The organism is Paenibacillus tengchongensis (assembly GCF_008973665.1).
Lineage (GTDB): Bacteria > Bacillota > Bacilli > Paenibacillales > Paenibacillaceae > Paenibacillus_AQ > Paenibacillus_AQ tengchongensis.
This window is the reverse complement of the sequence record NZ_WACP01000018.1, coordinates 105,608-121,254: the sequence shown is the minus strand read 5'-3', so window position 1 is coordinate 121,254 and position 15,647 is coordinate 105,608. Positions and strand designations below refer to the sequence as shown.

Genomic DNA, 15,647 nt, shown 5'->3' with positions numbered 1-15,647 from the left:
ATTCGTTGTGAGTAAACTTGATATTCGTATACAGCCCACACGTGGGTACCGGGTACGCGGGTTCGGCATTTTGATCGTCCTGCTGCTGATAGTAGGACTAACGCTTTGGCAAGCAACGCCTCCAAGCCCCAAACCGGTCGACGCTCCGGCCACTGATTTCTCGGCAGAACGTGCATTCAAAACGATTGAGGATATTGCCCAAAGACCGCATCCGACCGGGTCGGCAGAAAACACCCGCGTTCGCCAGTACCTGATCGACCAACTGAAAAGCATGGGCCTTACTCCGGAAACAGATTCAGGCATTGCTTATGCCGGCTATAACTTTCCCAGTGCCGCGTCAGTCACCAATGTGGTGGCGCGGCTGAAGGGAACGGATAGCAGCAAAGCGATTCTTCTGATGGCTCACTACGATTCAGTGGCAACCGGTCCTGGAGCCAGCGATGATGGAGTCGGTGTTGCAACCGAACTGGAAACACTTCGTGCGCTTATAAATGGCCCGCCGCAGAAAAATGACGTCATTTTTCTATTCACAGACGGGGAAGAGCTTGGCAGCCTCGGGGCGCAGGTGTTCTGGAACCAGCACCCTTGGGCTCAAGATGTCGGTGTTGTCCTAAATTTTGAAGCGCGTGGTTCCAGCGGGGCTTCGCTGATGTTCCAGACAAGCGAACAAAACGGCTGGCTGATCGAGCAGTTTGCCCAATCGGGAACACATCCGGTCAGTAACTCTTTCATGGGTGACTTGTATCGCCGCCTGCCGAACGACACCGACCTTACCGTTTCGAACGAAAAGCAATTCTCCGGAATGAACTTTGCGTTCGGCGGCAACTGGCCGGCTTACCACACGGTTATGGACAACGTTGAGAATGTTAATCTGGCTACGCTCCAGCACCATGGCGAAAACGCATTGAAATTGGTTGAACAGCTCGGCAACGCTGACTTGACGAATACGAAAGCTCCGGATGCATCGTACTTCAACATGTTCGGCCTGTTAGTACACTACCCGCAATCCTGGGTCGTGCCGATCGCCGCCATGGTTGCCCTTCTATTTGTCGCCGTGCTTTTATTCGGATTAGGGAAAAGCTGTCTGTCTATGAAAAAAATCAGCATCGGCTTGCTTGTCCAACTGCTGGTTATCATTGTCACGCTGGTTGTCGTGTTTGGTCTGTGGAAGGCGGTTGAGGCACTGTGGGCCGGCAATATGTATGCCCCTGCAGGCGGAATGTACGACCAGATTCTCTATGAGATCGCGTTCGTTACCTTGACTTTGGCCATCACCGTCTTGCTGATGAACCACTTTCAGAAGCGGCTAGGCTTGCTCAACATGCTCGGCAGCGGCCTGCTCCTTTGGACTTTGCTGATGCTGACAGCCTCTGTGTTTTTTCCGGGAGGGAGCTATATGTTTACGTGGCCGCTCTTGATCAGTGTAATTGCCTTTGGGTTCGCCCTGAACAGGAATGATCCGGAGGCCGCAATCAAACAGCCGGTCTCACTGCTCGTCACAATGCTGCCGGTCGTCTTTTTCCTGACTTCGATACTCAGCTTGATCTATATTTTCATGCCCGTCATGATCAATGTTTACGCGATGGTACTGGTCGTGCTGGGACTACAGTTGCTTTTGCCGCAGTTGTCCGTCTGCGTGGATAGCGGCAAATGGTGGCTGCCCAGTACTGCTGCACTGACCACCGCCGTCTTGCTGATCATCTCCGCCTTCACGGCGCACCCGAGCAGCGAACGACCGGTAGGCAACAACATCTCATATTACCTGAATACAGACACTAATCAATCGGTCTGGGTGAGTTGGAGCGACCATACGGACAAATACCTTGAACAATTCCTGCCAAATCCGCAAAAGCAAACGGTAGACCAGGCCTTGCCGATTGGTCTGCCTCACATGAAGGTGTTGACCGATACGGCGCCTGCCGCACCTCTGCCCGCTCCGGATGTTCAATTGCAGGAGGCGCAAGAGGGAATGGACGGGAAGCGTAAGATTAGTCTGATGGTGACTTCAAAGCGACAGGGCAGTAAATTCCTGTTCCAAATCCCTGATCCGAGCGTCGAGCAAATCGCGTTTAACGGTACTTCATTCAGACGTACCAACTATACGCTGCCTTGGAATATCGAGTATTATCTCACCTCGGACAGTCCCCTGGCGCTCGAAGTGACAAGTAATTCAACGAACAAGATCAAGGTGATCGTGTCTGATGTGAAAGACGACTTGCCGGTTATTCCGGAGCAATCCTTTATGCCGAGACCGGAGATATTCATGCCAGAGATGTTTTACGACCAGTCGACGATCGTGAGTAAGACATTCGAATTTTAATAGTACCGGAACGCAAGCACTTTGAGAACGTAGACCGTGAAAGAAGGGAAATCGAATGCTTGATAAACTTTATTCTTTGAAGCATCTGATTGGAAATACTCCATTAGTGTCATTGGCACATGATCAGGTCAATCTTTTTACCAAGCTGGAATATCAAAATTTGTCGGGCAGCGTAAAGGTAAGACCGGCGTTCTACATTCTGGAATCGTCAATCAAGCGTGGCGAGATTCATGAGCATTCTACCGTAATTGAATCTTCTTCAGGAAATTTTGCGATCGCACTCGGTACCTTGTGTAAGCGGCTGGGCATCAAGTTCATCCCGGTTATTGACCCGAATATTAACTCTATCTATGAAAATGTACTGCTATCCTTGACAGACCGTGTGGAAAAGGTGACGGAACGTGATGAGACGAACGGGTTCCTTCTCACAAGGCTGCAGCGCGTGCAAGAAATGCTGAAGATCACGCCGGAGGCGTTTTGGACCAACCAGTATGGCAACCCGGATGCCGTGAGCGGACATTATTATGGTCTTGGAGATGAGATCGCCAGAAGCTTCGATCAACTGGACTACGTGTTCCTTGGAGTCAGCTCTTGCGGTACGATCGCTGGCGTGTCCAGGCGGCTCAAAGAAAAATATCCAAATATCAAGGTTGTGGCAGTGGATACTGAAGGGTCAGTAATTTTCGGAGACAAGCCCCGCAAACGGTTTATTCCGGGGATAGGTGCCAGTATTGTGCCGCCGAATCTGCAAGAGGCGCAAATCGATGAAGTGATGCACATTTCGGAAACGGATGCCATCGACGGGTGTCATCAGATGCTGGAACAACAGTCGTTGTTCGTAGGCGGCTCTACCGGCAGCGTATACGCTGCGATTCAAAACTATTTTAAAGGCAGAACGTTTACCAAAAAGCCTAGCGTCTTGTTCATTTGCGCAGACAACGGAACACCCTATGTGAACACCGTGTACAACCGCGAATGGGTCAATATGCTGCGGGAACAGCATGTCTTGATTTAAACAGATACATATCTAACCCAATAATGGAGGGTATAATGTGAGATATTTGAACACGGATGACATCAAAAAAATAGGCATTAAGTGGGAACAGACGATTGAGGCGATCCGAGAAGCCGTCACCATTTTGCATCAGCATGATATTGCCCAGCCCATCAAGCCGTACTTGCGTTACCGTGATCCCGGCAACCGGATCATTGCGATGCCTGCTTTCGTAGGTGGAGATGTCAACATGGCGGGAATCAAATGGATTTCCAGCTTCCCGAAAAACATTCAGAAGGGGATTCAACGTGCTCATTCCGTGACCGTCTTGAATGATGCGGATACAGGTAAGCCGCTGGCGGTCTTAAATACCGCTTTAATAAGTGGAATACGCACCGCATCCGTTACCGGTTTGATCATCAAAAAATACGAAGAGATTTACCCGCTGGAAGACGTGACTGTGGGTATTATCGGTTTTGGACCCATTGGGCAGCTGCATCTGCAAATGGTAATGGATATTTTGGGAGACCGTATTTCCAAAGTCCTGTTATACGATATCGCAGGGGTTAAGATGGATCTTATCCCGGAGGCCATTAAGAATCGTGTGGAAGTTACAGAAAGCTGGGAAGAAGCGTACGGGAAGGCGGATGTATTTATAACCTGTACCGTGTCTCCGAACGGATATATTGATCAGAAGCCGAAAGAACGTTCGCTGCTCCTGAACGTTTCATTGCGTGATTTTAAACCGGAAATATTGGATTACACTCAATCGATCATCGTGGATGACTGGGAGGAAGTTTGCCGCGAGAACACTGATATTGAATTAATGCACCTGCAGCGGGGTCTGCAAAAAAGCGACACAAAGTCCATTACCGAAATTGTGTGCGAAGATCAAATGAAGTCCTTCCCGGCCGATAAGCCAATTCTCTTTAACCCGATGGGCATGGCGATCTTTGATGTGGCGACCTCAAAATACTATTACCTGAAAGCGCTGGAAAACGGTGTCGGAACCGAGTTGGCTGAGTAGTATAAATGGCAAAGAGTCTTTGAAGAGTATTTAAGACTGGCGCATTCAAGTGAATGCGTCTTTTTACTGTACGCAGGAATATAAAAAGGATATCTCAAATCCTGGATCGAAGAGATAAAGAGGTAATTTAATCGATTGGAGGACATCTCATGGGCGATTCCAGGAAACGCGGTTGGACGCAGGATAGGCTTAAAGGTTCGTTAATCGAATGGTTATTGGATTCCGACCCTTCGGTCCGCTGGCAGGTGATGCGCGACTTGCTGCATGAGCCGGAAGATAGGGTATCAGAGGTCCGTTCCCGGGTTTCGGCAGAGGGATGGGGGACCCGGATCCTTTCCATGCAATCAGGGGAAGGCCATTGGTGGGCGGATGCGGACGCTTGGCCGCTGCAGAATACGTTATTCGCATTGGTTTTGTTAAAGGATTTGGGCCTTCATCCAACATGTGCGGAGGCCAGCGCAGCCATTGCTCGGGTGCGGGACCGGCTAATTTGGGAGTATCATGAGCACAGACCTTTTTTTGAGGGGGAAGTCGAGGCTTGCATTAATGGAAGAATACTGGCGGCCGGCGCTTATTTCGGAGAGAGAAGTGACCGGCTGGTCCAGTTTCTTCTGGACGGGCAGCTTTCGGACGGAGGATGGAATTGCGAAGCGCCTCCAAGCACACGCTCCTCTTTTCATAGTACGGTCTGCGTACTGGAGGGTCTGTTGGAGCATGAGAAGGCGTTTGGCGCAGATGCTGCAGTGACCGATGCCCGCAAGCGTGGAGAAGAATACTTGCTGGATCGGGGACTATTCCGCTCGCGTTCGTCTGGCGAAGTGATAGATCCCCGCTTTACAGGTTTGTTTTTCCCGCCGTCTTATCACTATGATATCCTGCGCGGACTGGAGTATTTCCGCGAATCCGGTACGGAGCCCGATGATAGGATGACCGAGGCTGCCAACTTGCTCCTTGCAAAACAGGGCGCTGACGGACGCTGGCCGCTGGACAGTCCGCGGCCTGACCCTATTCCTTTCCATATGGAGGACCCGTCAGGCGGGGAAAGCCGTTGGAATACCCTTCGCGCTTTGCGGGTGTTAAAGTGGTTTACCTCCAAACAGTAGTTTAATGCTATAGGCAAATATGACATTATTCCATAAAATACGGCCATCCAATCATTTCTGCCTCTGTTGCGTTGCTCTACAATAAGGTAGACAACAGTTGAGCTGGGAGGCGTGCGGAAATGGATCATCTTGAACTTCCCAGCCAGATGAACAGGAGGAGAAGATATTGAAGCGATGGGCGTTCGTAACGGGTGCCGACCGGGGAGTCGGTTTCAGTTTGGTTAAAGGGTTACTGGAACGGGGTTATGATGTGTTTGCCGGGCAGTATGCCGCAGCCGGAGACGAGCTTGAACGTCTGGAGGAGAACAGCGGGGGACGGCTGCGCCGGGTTCCGCTTGATATCGGCGATGGTGACAGCGTGAGTCAGGCGCTGAAATCGGTGGCGGCCGTCACGGACCGGCTGGATATCCTGATCAACAACGGGGCTATCCTGGGGGATATGCAGGCTACGATTGAGGATGAGCTGGATTACGAAGAGCTGGACAAGGTGTTCCGCGTCAATGCGCTGGGGGCGCTGCGGATGTCGAACGGGCTGATTGGGCCTATCCTGCGGAGCGGCAGCAAGCTGATTGTTAATATATCCTCCGAAGCCGGCAGTATCGGGAGCTGCTGGCGGACAGGCTGGTACGCCTATTGCATGTCTAAGGCGGCCCTGAATATGCAGTCGCATTTGATCCATAACCAGATTGCGCCGCAGGGCGGCAAGGTGATGGTCCTTCATCCCGGCCATGTGCAGACTTACATGCAGGGCAAGCTGGATACGGAAGGGAAGCTGACGCCGGATGAATCCGCCGGACATATTCTTGCGCTGGTGGACAAGCGGCTGGACCCCGGCTATACCGGTGAGGGATTTACGCTCATTGATTATGAAGGCAACACGCTTCCCTGGTAAGAGGGAACCGCCGCCCTTATGCACCAGGATTGAACAATGAATCTATTAGGGAGGTTGAAGTAATGGCAATCCGAACTCTGCTTATCGGAACTTATACAGAGGCTCCATATCATCCGCTGGGAGCTATAGAGGATCGTCTCCTTGAAATCCTGAAAGATACCGCTGAGGTAACTTCAGCAGAAGGTACCGGGCTGCTGCGCCGGGAGACGCTAGAGCCATATGAACTCTGCATTTCTTATACAGACAGCTGGAACCAGGCGCCGGCGGCGGAAGAGACGGCCGGTCTTCTGCAATTCGTGGCCGGCGGCGGAGGACTGCTGGTGATCCATAACGGGATTTCCTTGCAGGCCAGTCCGGAGCTGTGCCAGCTGATCGGGGCTAAGTTTACCGGACACCCGCCGTACACAACGCTTCCCTTTCAGCTTGCTGATTCCGGCCACCCGTTAACGGAGGGGCTGGAGGCCTTTACGATGGACGAGGAGCCGTACCGGTTTGAGCTGGACCCGCTGGCGGAGATTACTGTTCTATTGACGTACGAACATGAGGGGCAGGAGTGGCCGGCAGCGTGGGTACGGAATTACGGGCTGGGCCGCGTCGTATTTCTGATGCCCGGGCATCATCGGCCCTCCTTCGAACGGGAAGCCTACGGGCGCTGGATCGTGAACGCAGCGAAGTGGGCGGCAGAAAGGTTATAGCAACATGGGATTTATTGAAATTCCGCAGTTACTCTATCATTCTCTAAACAGAGATATCCGGCGTTCATTGCAGACGCTGGTGTATCTCTGTTTTTTTGGTATACCGCCGCATTTACCAGGAACAAAATTCCAGTATGCTGCGTCTAAGCCTATAAGACTAGCAATGCACTGGAGGGGAGTCGATATGAGAGCAGTACAAATCCACCGGAAGATCAGACAGGCTGCACTTATAGCATTATGTATACTGCTGGTAACGTTAAGAGGCAGGGCTATGGCGGAGCCGGTTGCTGTAACCAAGTCAACCGAGTTGTTCACTGCGGATATGCAGCAGGCACTGGATGGGGCGGGCGACGATTCAGGTGGAGGTCCCGGCGGCACGCTTGCCGGAGGACGCATCTCGGGCGGCGATGCGGTAAAGGCGGCCGCAGGCTTTCTGCAGTCCCGGGCGTATCGGGCTCGCCGATGTATCCGGCTTGCCGGAGGCGAGCCGCCGGGCGATACAGGCGGTACATGAACACGAAGTTATGAACGGCAGCGGCGGCCGCTTCGAGCCGAAGCAGGTTCTGGTGCGTGAGCAGGCGGCAGCGATCCTCGTCCGGTTGCAGAAGCTGCTTCCAGATACTTTTACTAATCCAATAACCGCCAGCGGTAATGTGAAAGGATGAGACTATGATGTCGGCTCAACAGGATCACAGCAATATACAGGAAACGATAGATGAGTTCTATGCCATCATTTCGGGAAGAAAAGGGGAGGAAAGAGATTGGGATACATTCCGGTCGTTATTTCTATCGGGAAATTCAATTTTAAATCCTGTGAAATTTAATGCCGAGAAAGAGCCGGTGTCCAAACCGCTAAATGTGGATTCATACATCCATGGGCTGAAGAGTTTTCTGCTTGCCAATGATTTTTACGAATACGGATTAAACTATGAAATTAGCGTGTTTGGCCACATTGCACAGGTCTATAGTGAATATGAGGCAAAAAGAAGCAAAGAAGATCTGGATATCATTAAGCGGGGCATCAATCTGGTTCTACTGACTTATGACGGGGCAATGTGGAGAATTCACAGTATGCTCTGGCAGGATCGTTAATGATCTAAGATAACGGTGACCACCTTCGCTTTAGGGTCTGCTGTCAAGGAGAGGGGGCTATTTCCCCCTTTTCCTCCGCAGCAGCATCACAGCAAACAGCAATACAGGAAGAACCGCCTGAAAAACCGGCGCAATGTAATTGACTATCACGCCCCGGCCGAGCTGAATATGATGGGTATAGTTAGGCGATATAAAGGACATCGCGAAGAGGGCAGCCCCAACCGGTATCACCCATTTTTTGTAACCCACGCCTGTGATTCTTTCCAGACCGATTACCGCTCCGCTGAAGAAAGCGGCCAGCTTGATGCCAAGGCCCAGAAATAACAGCAGGGTGAAGAGCGCATCCATCCGTTCCAGGATTTCCGCCAGGTCAATCATTTGCACGGTTTCCAGAAGAGGCAATGTGCTGTATACCGCAAGCTTCGGACCCATCACAAAGATGATCAGCTGATTGATGAACGTCAGCGCGACCGCCGTTAACAAATAAGCCGTAATGACCACTCTGTTGAGATGCCCTTTCTGATTCGCATGCGGGTAGAATACCAGGAACAATACTACCTGGCCGAAGGGGAAGGAGACAATCTCGGGAATTGCCGCCTGAAAGGCAGGCTTCCATCCATTCTCCATGACTGGCAGCAAAAACTCGGAGTGAAAAAGGCCGGTAGCCGGTATCAGAATACTGATCAGCGTGTAGCCGAAGACTACGACCGGAAACAGGATCACGCTGACCCGAAAAAAAACCTTGAACCCGCAACGGACGGTATTCGATACGACGACAATTGAAATGAGAGTGATGATCCACAGAGGCGTATTGTTCAACAGCGTCAGGATCGTGATCTCGCTTAAATCGCGTAAATTCCGGGAGGCCTCGTAGCTGAAGTAGCCTACAAACAGAAGGTTCATGACGGTCCCTAAATATTTTCCCATATACCGCCTGAAGAGCAGGAAGAGGTCCAATTGAGGGTCCTTATGGTGGATAGCCAAATGCAGCAGCAGCAGAATCAGGCCGGCACAAGCCCCGGTAAGCATGGCCAGCCAGGCATCCTGCTTAGCTTCGCCTCCGATCAGAAACAAGGTAGTGCTGCCCACTTCAAACAGCGAGAGACCCATTGCCAATTCAGAGACTCGAATGGTATTGCGGCTCATTGATCTCTTCTCCTTCAGTTGAAATCAGGCCGGTCAGTCTTCTCCGAGCAGCCTGCTGAAAGAATCCTGGAATAACCCCGGCCGCGTAAGATCGACCTTCACCTGGATATCGATATCCATGGCTGCCAGCTCTTCAGGCCAAGTGTCTTTCAGCGTATTCCAGTCGCGGGGATACTTCCGGTGGATTTTATTCCCGATTCCGGCAAGGTCAAGTTTGGTTTGCTGAATGGAGGCCCAACCTTCCCTTATCTGGGCTTCGATCACGCTCTCTACCTGTGCCAGCAGTTTCTCCCAATCCGGAGTTGCTGAAATATGTTCGGAGGAGGTGCTCTCGACCAGCTGTGCCTTAACGTTCGCCTTAACGGCCAGTGTGTAATGCAGCGGCCCTTTGACCGGGGTCACCTTAACCTTTGCTTTGCGGACCTGAAAAGCGGACAGCCCGGAATCTGCATCCGAGCTAATGGTAGTAAATTGAACCTGGTCGTTCAGCCAGGAGAGCCCCAGGCTTTGCTGCTTGCTCAGCGTCCCGACCATTTTGTCTTTATTAAAAATACTGAGCCGCGAAATCCTTAACTTACCGGCCGGCGAGGTCTGCTGATAAACAGCGACGGATTCCAGCTTGGCCCCGTCCGGTCCGCTGACGGATAGCTCGGGCACCCCTGCAGCACCGCTTTCGGAGCTGATGTGCAGAGCGAGTTCATGGATCGATACCGCAGGGAAGAATGAAGCCAGCTGCTGATTCTGCTTCATAATATTGGACAGCGCTTTGCCGGGCAGCTTCTCCGGAGGTACCAGCTTCTTCAGGTAATCTTTGGCTTGTCCCTCCACAGTGAACACTTTGACCGTCTCCCGGGCATCGGGATTCCGGTAATAATTGTCGAGGATTTCGGCAATCCCGGCTTCGGCGGCCTCTTTGCCGATGACGATGATATTGGTGTGGGCAAAATACAGCTTGCGCGGATGCTCAAGGCTGCTGGCAGCAACGGCCTCGCGGATCGTGGTTCCTTGTGTGGAGAAGGTATGAACCGCTCCCTGAGACCCCCCGCCCCCGCCGCCGCCGGAGCCGCTGCCCGAGGACATCGCAGAAGGTACAATTACTTGGTACGTAATGGTCCAGTGGCCCTGATGCCCGTCATATCCGGTTGCCGTGGTGATTCCCAGCTCGTTCAGCTCCGTGCGGTTTCCGCAGCCGGCCAGGTAGAGACACAGAAGCAGCAGGATGAGAGTTCCGCAGTTGCGCCGCACATTGATCGCTCCTTTTATTGGTCAGAAGGGTCGGTGTCCTGAACCCGGCTAATGATGTTATTCGCGCCCTCAGGATATTGATGAGGCGTTTGTCTCGTAATTTTGTCGCCGGATTTCACCTTGGGCCGGGTCTTCATCGCCCACCAGGGCACGCGGATCAGCAAATCCTTCATATTGGATTTATAGAACGGGCTGTACGGCATGAAATAATCCGCGCCGAACGATTGAAGCGACAGCAGATGGGCCAGAATCGGGATCGTTCCTGCCATGATGCCGAATAGCCCCAGCGTTCCGGCCAGGAACATGAGAATAAACCGCAGCAGCCGGACGGAGATGGCCATGTCCACATATGGAATAACAAAGTTGGAAATCGCCGTGAACGAGACCACGATAACCATGGCCCCCGAGACAAGCCCTGCCTCCACCGCAGCCTGTCCGATCACGAGCGCGCCGACAATAGAGATCGCCGGCCCGATGGCGCGGGGCATCCGGACCCCGGCTTCACGGATGACCTCAAAGGTCAATTCCATCAGCAAGGCTTCCATCAAAGCGGGGAATGGCGAACCCTCGCGCTGTGCCGCCAAGGTTACGAGCAGCGTGGTGGGGATCATCTCCTGCTGAAAGGTCGTCAGGGCAATAAAGATGGAAGGCAGCAGCAGGGAGACCATAAATGAAATCAGCCGGACGATCCGCAGAAAGGTGGAGATGTCGTACCGCTGATAATAATCCTCCGGAGTCTGAAAGAAATTAAAGAAGGTGACCGGCGCGACCAGCGCAAACGGCGTTCCATCCACCAGAACCGCAAATTGCCCGTCCAGCAGGCTTCCGGCAACGGTATCCGGGCGCTCTGTATTGAGCATCGTCGGAAAAACCGACAGGGGCGCATCCTGAATGAATTCCTCGATATATCCGCTTTCCAGAATGCTGTCTGTCTTAATCGCCCGGAGTCGCTTATTGACCTCCTTGACCGCTTCCGCGTTGGCGATTTGTTCGATATAAACGACAATGACTTTGGTTTGTGTGATTTTGCCGATTGTATGCGTAACGAACCTCAGATCGGGACTGCGGATTTTGCGGCGGATCAGCGCCATATTGGTGGCAATCTCCTCCGTAAAGCCTTCCTTGGGTCCGCGGATGACCGTCTGGGAGGTCGGCTCCCCGACAGCTCTCCGTTCACCGCCGGTTATCGATACCTCCACGCCCGCTGGTATGCCTTCCGTAAGAATGACTGCGCTGCCCGAGAGGATGGCCGGATAAATCTCATTCTGTGTTTGGATGATTGCCGTATTACCCGAAGGCAGAATGCTCTGGAAGAAGCTCAAAGCTGTATGTTCCCCGGCCATGTCCGCAGGCGGGGATGTCACGACCTGAATCAATACCCCGATAAGCTCGGTCAATAGCGAGGCATCGATCAACCCTTCAATATAACAGACTGCATAGAGATCACTGCCGGATTGATCTCTGAAATTGCGGATGATAAAGTCAGGGCTATCTCCCATTTGGCGTTGCAGTACTGTCCGTGTATGGGAAAGGGAAGGATGGATGGCTTGCCCCGAAGACTGCTGAGCGGACGGGTTCACCTTCTCTTTGTTCCGTTTACCCTTCTGCGGAGATTTCATCACTTTCTTCAACCAGCGCATGAACATGAGAATCCTCCTGAATATTTCCTGATGCTGCCCTGGAATATAATGTGCGGCAAATCTATTTTTTTTATACAGGAACGATACTCTGGGTATGGTACAAGATGTATGAATAGCCGCTCCCGAACATAAAGTGTACAAGTCAGTACTTGCAAGGGGGAGTGAGGAGGTTGAGTGTCCAGCTATTGTTCAGTTATATCTTCCTGGGGTTAACCTTAGCTGCGCCTATGGGGCCGGTGAATTCCGCACGGCTCGACAAAGGGATTAAGAACGGGTTCTGGAATGCCTGGGTTGTCGGGGCCGGATCGATGATTGCCGACGGCATCTTCATGCTGCTCATCTACCTGGGGATGGTCCGGTTTCTGAATTTGCCGGAGGTCCAAATCTTTCTGTGGCTGTTCGGGGGGCTTGTGCTGGTGTATTCCGGGGTGGAGAGCATGGTCTCCGCGGAGAAAATCGATATTCAGGCTACGATGCGCAATAAAGAGTCCCTGTTCCGGAGCTTTATGACCGGCTTCATGGTCTCCATCACCAGTCCGCTGTCCATCCTGTTCTGGCTGGGCATTTACGGCTCAATTCTGGCTAAAACCGCTTCCTCCTACGGTACGGCCCACCTGCTAATTTACAGCAGCATGATCTTCCTGGGACTGGCACTGTGGGATCTGTGTGTAGCTTCGCTGACGACAGGGCTGCGGCGGTTCCTGAACGAACGGATGCTGAAGGGCATATCCATGATTTCCGGCGCCTCTCTGATCGGGTTCGGCATCTATTTTGGCATACAGGGGGTCATGGCGGTCTGGGGGTAATCTGCCCGGTTTGTAACCTTTTCTCCGGCGGCTCATATGATACATGGGTACAGCGAGGGCTTTTGCCCATAAATAGGAGATCAATTGGAGGAAACCTGACATGCCAACGGTAAGCATCCCCAAGGGTTACGAAACGATTTTGGATCTGCATCAGACGGAGCAGGCGATCAAAGCGGCGAAGGAATATTTTGAACAGAGATTAGGTCAAGCGTTGAATCTGCAAAAAGTGTCCGCCCCGCTGATTGTCAGAAACGGGAACGGAATCAATGATAATCTGAATGGCGTGGAGCGGATCGTTTCATTTGATGCGATCGACATAACGGACGGGGAGCTGGAAATTGTCCAGTCCCTGGCCAAGTGGAAGCGGGTAGCTCTGGAGCGGTATCATTGCAGCGTGGGCGAAGGTCTGTATACCAACATGAATGCCATCCGTAGAGATGAGATTCAGGATAACCTGCATTCCATCTTTGTGGATCAATGGGACTGGGAAAAGGTGATATCCGCTGAGCAGCGTGATCTCTACACCTTGAAGACGGCGGCCATTCAGATCTTCCAGGCTATCAAGGCTACGGAGATTTATCTGCAGCAGGCCTTCCCGGTGCTTAAGCCTGTTCTCCCCGAGACTCTCTATTTCATCACCTCGCAGGAGCTGGAGGCCCTGTATCCGGAGCTCTCGCCCAAGGAGAGGGAGAACGAGGTGGCCAAACGTTACGGCGCCGTGTTCATCATGCAGATCGGCGGCGAGCTGCTCTCCGGCGGGAAGCATGACGGCCGGGCTCCGGACTATGACGACTGGAAGCTGAACGGGGATCTGGTCCTGTGGTATCCGGTGCTGGAGCAGGCGTTCGAGGTGTCTTCGATGGGGATCCGCGTGGATAAGCAGAGCCTGATCGAACAGCTTCAATTATCCGGTGACGAAGAGCGGGCAGGGCTTGAGTTCCACCAGTTGATTCTGCAAGACAAACTGCCTCTCTCCATTGGCGGAGGCATCGGACAGTCGAGATTGTGCATGTTCCTGCTCAAGAAAGCCCATATCGGTGAGGTGCAGGCATCCGTATGGAACAAGCAGATTCTCCGGGAGTGCAGGGAGGCCAACATCGAGCTGCTGTAAGACGCAGCCGCCCGCCCATAAGCAGCCTGCTCAAGGAGCGGGCTGCTTATGATTTGACGCGGATTTCTTCCATACCCGGGTCATGATCCAGGTGACGATCGAGATTAACGCCACTAGCACCAGGCTGACGACAAACCCCAGACGGATGCTTTTCTCCATAATCGTTCCGGTTACTGCCAGGACAAGCAGCAATAGCCCGGCGATGGACAAGCCTTTCTCCTTCACTTTCAGCTTCAATATCTTGTAGGCGGAAAGAATAATGAACCCCCAATTGTACATCTGCAGAATGCCGGCTGCGGTGGTGATGTAGGCATAGATTTTTCCCGGCAGCAGCAGCGAGGTGACTACAGAAGCCGTTAATCCGGCTGCGGCCAGTGCCAATGAGGGCAGAGGCAGGCTGCGGAACTTGAGCTTCTTCCGGAAGATGCGTGGCGCATCGCCATCCTTGGCAAGCGTGACCAGCAGGTTCGTCACGGCGAACAATGAGGCCGTCATCGTGGAGAAGCCTGCGGTGAGGATTGCTGCGTTGAAGACATGGGGAAAGAAAGGAAGCTTATATTGGGAAAGCGCAGTCACAAACGGGCTTTCCTTCTCGGTAATGGCTTCATAAGAAACCATGGTGATGACGAACCCGATCGAAATGACATAAATTACGGTCAGCATAATCAGCATGACCTGCCCGGCCTTGGGAGCATCCTTCTTGTCCTTGAGCTGCATGGACATGAGGCCAATGGTCTCAATGCCGCCGTAGGCGAAGAAGGCATAGATCAGCGATGACCAGAACCCGCGGTAGCCTGCCGGAAAGAAGGCGCTCAGCGAATCCGGAATTCCTGGCCGGTTGTCACTGCCCCCGTGTACCCAGCCTATCAACGCAACAGCAGCGAGGATAATAAACATCATGATGGCGGCGGTCTTGGTCACCGCCAAGATGTTCTCAACCTTGTCGAAGCCCTTGGTCCCCAGCAGAACTACGGCGATGGAGAGCACGGCATAAATTGCGGCAAATATCCATAACGGGATATTCGGGAACCAGAACCGCGACAGAATCGCCAGGGCCGTCAACTGGCTGCCCATAATCAGAATTTTGGAGCTCCAGTAATTCCAGCCGCAGCTGAACCCGGCCCAGCGGCCGAAGGCCTTCTCGGCGTAGAAACAGAAGGAGCCCTCCTGGGGATCGGCGGTCGTCATCATAGCCAGCAGATGGTACACAATATACGTTCCGGCTGCAGCGAGCAGAAACGAGATCACCATGGACGGCCCCGTGATCCGGATGCCCAGACCCGACCCCAGGAAATACCCGGTCCCAATCGTACAGCCGATGCCCAGCAGGGAGAGCTGCCACCATTTCAGCTCCCCGCCCTGGCCGGATGTCTTCTCTTTCTTCTTCTTTCCAACCGATGGATTCATGACACACCTCCCTAAGAAGGTAATGTGTGTTAACGGAGGAGGGATTATGCGGGCGTACAGTTCTGGAAGCAGGAGTCATCCCTTTAAAACCGGCGAATCCATATCAGTTTAAGCCAATGAGTTGGAAAATCGCCACTTAATTTCAACGGTATGGGGCTTGCCGCAGGTT

15 protein-coding genes are annotated in these 15,647 nt (G+C 52.7%); 11 read left to right on the top strand and 4 right to left on the bottom strand.

The genetic code is table 11. The features are described 5' to 3' along the window. Positions 1-7: 7 nt before the first annotated feature. From F1381_RS24970 to F1381_RS24930, 9 genes are all read left to right on the top strand, one after another. Complete coding sequence (locus F1381_RS24970; protein WP_151737532.1) at positions 8-2,320, top strand: M28 family peptidase; 2,313 nt, start codon at positions 8-10, stop codon at positions 2,318-2,320. Between the two features lie 55 nt (positions 2,321-2,375). Further along, the gene (sbnA, locus tag F1381_RS24965) at positions 2,376-3,335 is read left to right on the top strand and encodes a 2,3-diaminopropionate biosynthesis protein SbnA (RefSeq protein WP_151737531.1); all 960 of its coding nucleotides are present in this window, start codon (positions 2,376-2,378) and stop codon (positions 3,333-3,335) included. Positions 3,336-3,372: 37 nt separating this feature from the next. Further along, positions 3,373-4,341, top strand: a complete 969-nt coding sequence (sbnB, locus tag F1381_RS24960; protein WP_151737530.1) for a 2,3-diaminopropionate biosynthesis protein SbnB — start codon at positions 3,373-3,375, stop codon at positions 4,339-4,341. Between the two features lie 149 nt (positions 4,342-4,490). Then, positions 4,491-5,444 (top strand): hypothetical protein, encoded by a 954-nt coding sequence (locus F1381_RS24955; RefSeq protein ID WP_151737529.1) that lies wholly within the window; start codon positions 4,491-4,493, stop codon positions 5,442-5,444. Positions 5,445-5,610: 166 nt separating this feature from the next. Next, a complete protein-coding gene (locus F1381_RS24950; protein ID WP_151737528.1) occupies positions 5,611-6,336 on the top strand; it encodes an SDR family oxidoreductase in 726 nt (241 codons plus the stop codon). Between the two features lie 62 nt (positions 6,337-6,398). Beyond that, positions 6,399-7,031 carry a ThuA domain-containing protein gene (locus F1381_RS24945; protein WP_151737527.1) on the top strand — a complete coding sequence of 211 codons (633 nt, stop codon included), beginning with the start codon at positions 6,399-6,401 and terminating at the stop codon, positions 7,029-7,031. 184 nt (positions 7,032-7,215) lie between these two features. Continuing rightward, entirely contained in the window at positions 7,216-7,545 is a 330-nt protein-coding gene (locus F1381_RS24940) for a hypothetical protein (RefSeq protein WP_151737526.1), read from the top strand. Then, positions 7,505-7,696, top strand: a complete 192-nt coding sequence (locus tag F1381_RS29315) for an S-layer homology domain-containing protein (RefSeq protein ID WP_187355557.1) — start codon at positions 7,505-7,507, stop codon at positions 7,694-7,696. Before F1381_RS24940 ends, F1381_RS29315 begins: the two co-directional genes overlap by 41 nt. A 7-nt stretch (positions 7,697-7,703) precedes the next feature. Continuing rightward, the gene (locus F1381_RS24930) at positions 7,704-8,123 is read left to right on the top strand and encodes a hypothetical protein (protein ID WP_187355556.1); all 420 of its coding nucleotides are present in this window, start codon (positions 7,704-7,706) and stop codon (positions 8,121-8,123) included. A gap of 57 nt (positions 8,124-8,180) precedes the next feature. On the opposite strand, the gene F1381_RS24925 is transcribed toward F1381_RS24930, so the two are convergent. The 3 genes from F1381_RS24925 to F1381_RS24915 are packed head-to-tail and all read right to left on the bottom strand — an operon-like array spanning position 8,181 to position 12,160. After that, the gene (locus F1381_RS24925) at positions 8,181-9,269 is read right to left on the bottom strand and encodes a GerAB/ArcD/ProY family transporter (protein ID WP_151737523.1); all 1,089 of its coding nucleotides are present in this window, start codon (positions 9,267-9,269) and stop codon (positions 8,181-8,183) included. Between the two features lie 33 nt (positions 9,270-9,302). Further along, a complete protein-coding gene (locus tag F1381_RS24920; protein ID WP_151737522.1) occupies positions 9,303-10,514 on the bottom strand; it encodes a Ger(x)C family spore germination protein in 1,212 nt (403 codons plus the stop codon). 14 nt (positions 10,515-10,528) lie between these two features. Further along, the gene (locus F1381_RS24915; RefSeq protein WP_151737521.1) at positions 10,529-12,160 is read right to left on the bottom strand and encodes a spore germination protein; all 1,632 of its coding nucleotides are present in this window, start codon (positions 12,158-12,160) and stop codon (positions 10,529-10,531) included. A 164-nt stretch (positions 12,161-12,324) separates the two neighbouring features. On the opposite strand from F1381_RS24915, the gene F1381_RS24910 reads away from it, so the two are divergent. Together F1381_RS24910 and asnA are read left to right on the top strand one after the other, a co-directional pair. Continuing rightward, complete coding sequence (locus F1381_RS24910; protein ID WP_246188195.1) at positions 12,325-12,960, top strand: LysE family transporter; 636 nt, start codon at positions 12,325-12,327, stop codon at positions 12,958-12,960. 100 nt (positions 12,961-13,060) lie between these two features. After that, positions 13,061-14,071 (top strand): aspartate--ammonia ligase, encoded by a 1,011-nt coding sequence (asnA, locus tag F1381_RS24905; RefSeq protein WP_151737520.1) that lies wholly within the window; start codon positions 13,061-13,063, stop codon positions 14,069-14,071. 30 nt (positions 14,072-14,101) lie between these two features. On the opposite strand, the gene F1381_RS24900 is transcribed toward asnA, so the two are convergent. Then, entirely contained in the window at positions 14,102-15,478 is a 1,377-nt protein-coding gene (locus F1381_RS24900; protein WP_151737519.1) for an amino acid permease, read from the bottom strand. Positions 15,479-15,647 lie beyond the last annotated feature (169 nt).

Bases quoted from the DNA above. Each gene is read 5' to 3' on its own strand.
- asnA (WP_151737520.1), top strand. From the start codon at position 13,061: ATGCCAACGGTAAGCATCCCCAAGGGTTACGAAACGATTTTGGATCTG.
- F1381_RS24925 (WP_151737523.1), bottom strand. From the start codon at position 9,269: ATGAGCCGCAATACCATTCGAGTCTCTGAATTGGCAATGGGTCTCTCG.
- F1381_RS24915 (WP_151737521.1), bottom strand. From the start codon at position 12,160: ATGTTCATGCGCTGGTTGAAGAAAGTGATGAAATCTCCGCAGAAGGGT.
- F1381_RS24945 (WP_151737527.1), top strand. From the start codon at position 6,399: ATGGCAATCCGAACTCTGCTTATCGGAACTTATACAGAGGCTCCATAT.
- F1381_RS24900 (WP_151737519.1), bottom strand. From the start codon at position 15,478: ATGAATCCATCGGTTGGAAAGAAGAAGAAAGAGAAGACATCCGGCCAG.
- F1381_RS24930 (WP_187355556.1), top strand. From the start codon at position 7,704: ATGTCGGCTCAACAGGATCACAGCAATATACAGGAAACGATAGATGAG.
- F1381_RS24940 (WP_151737526.1), top strand. From the start codon at position 7,216: ATGAGAGCAGTACAAATCCACCGGAAGATCAGACAGGCTGCACTTATA.
- F1381_RS24955 (WP_151737529.1), top strand. From the start codon at position 4,491: ATGGGCGATTCCAGGAAACGCGGTTGGACGCAGGATAGGCTTAAAGGT.
- sbnA (WP_151737531.1), top strand. From the start codon at position 2,376: ATGCTTGATAAACTTTATTCTTTGAAGCATCTGATTGGAAATACTCCA.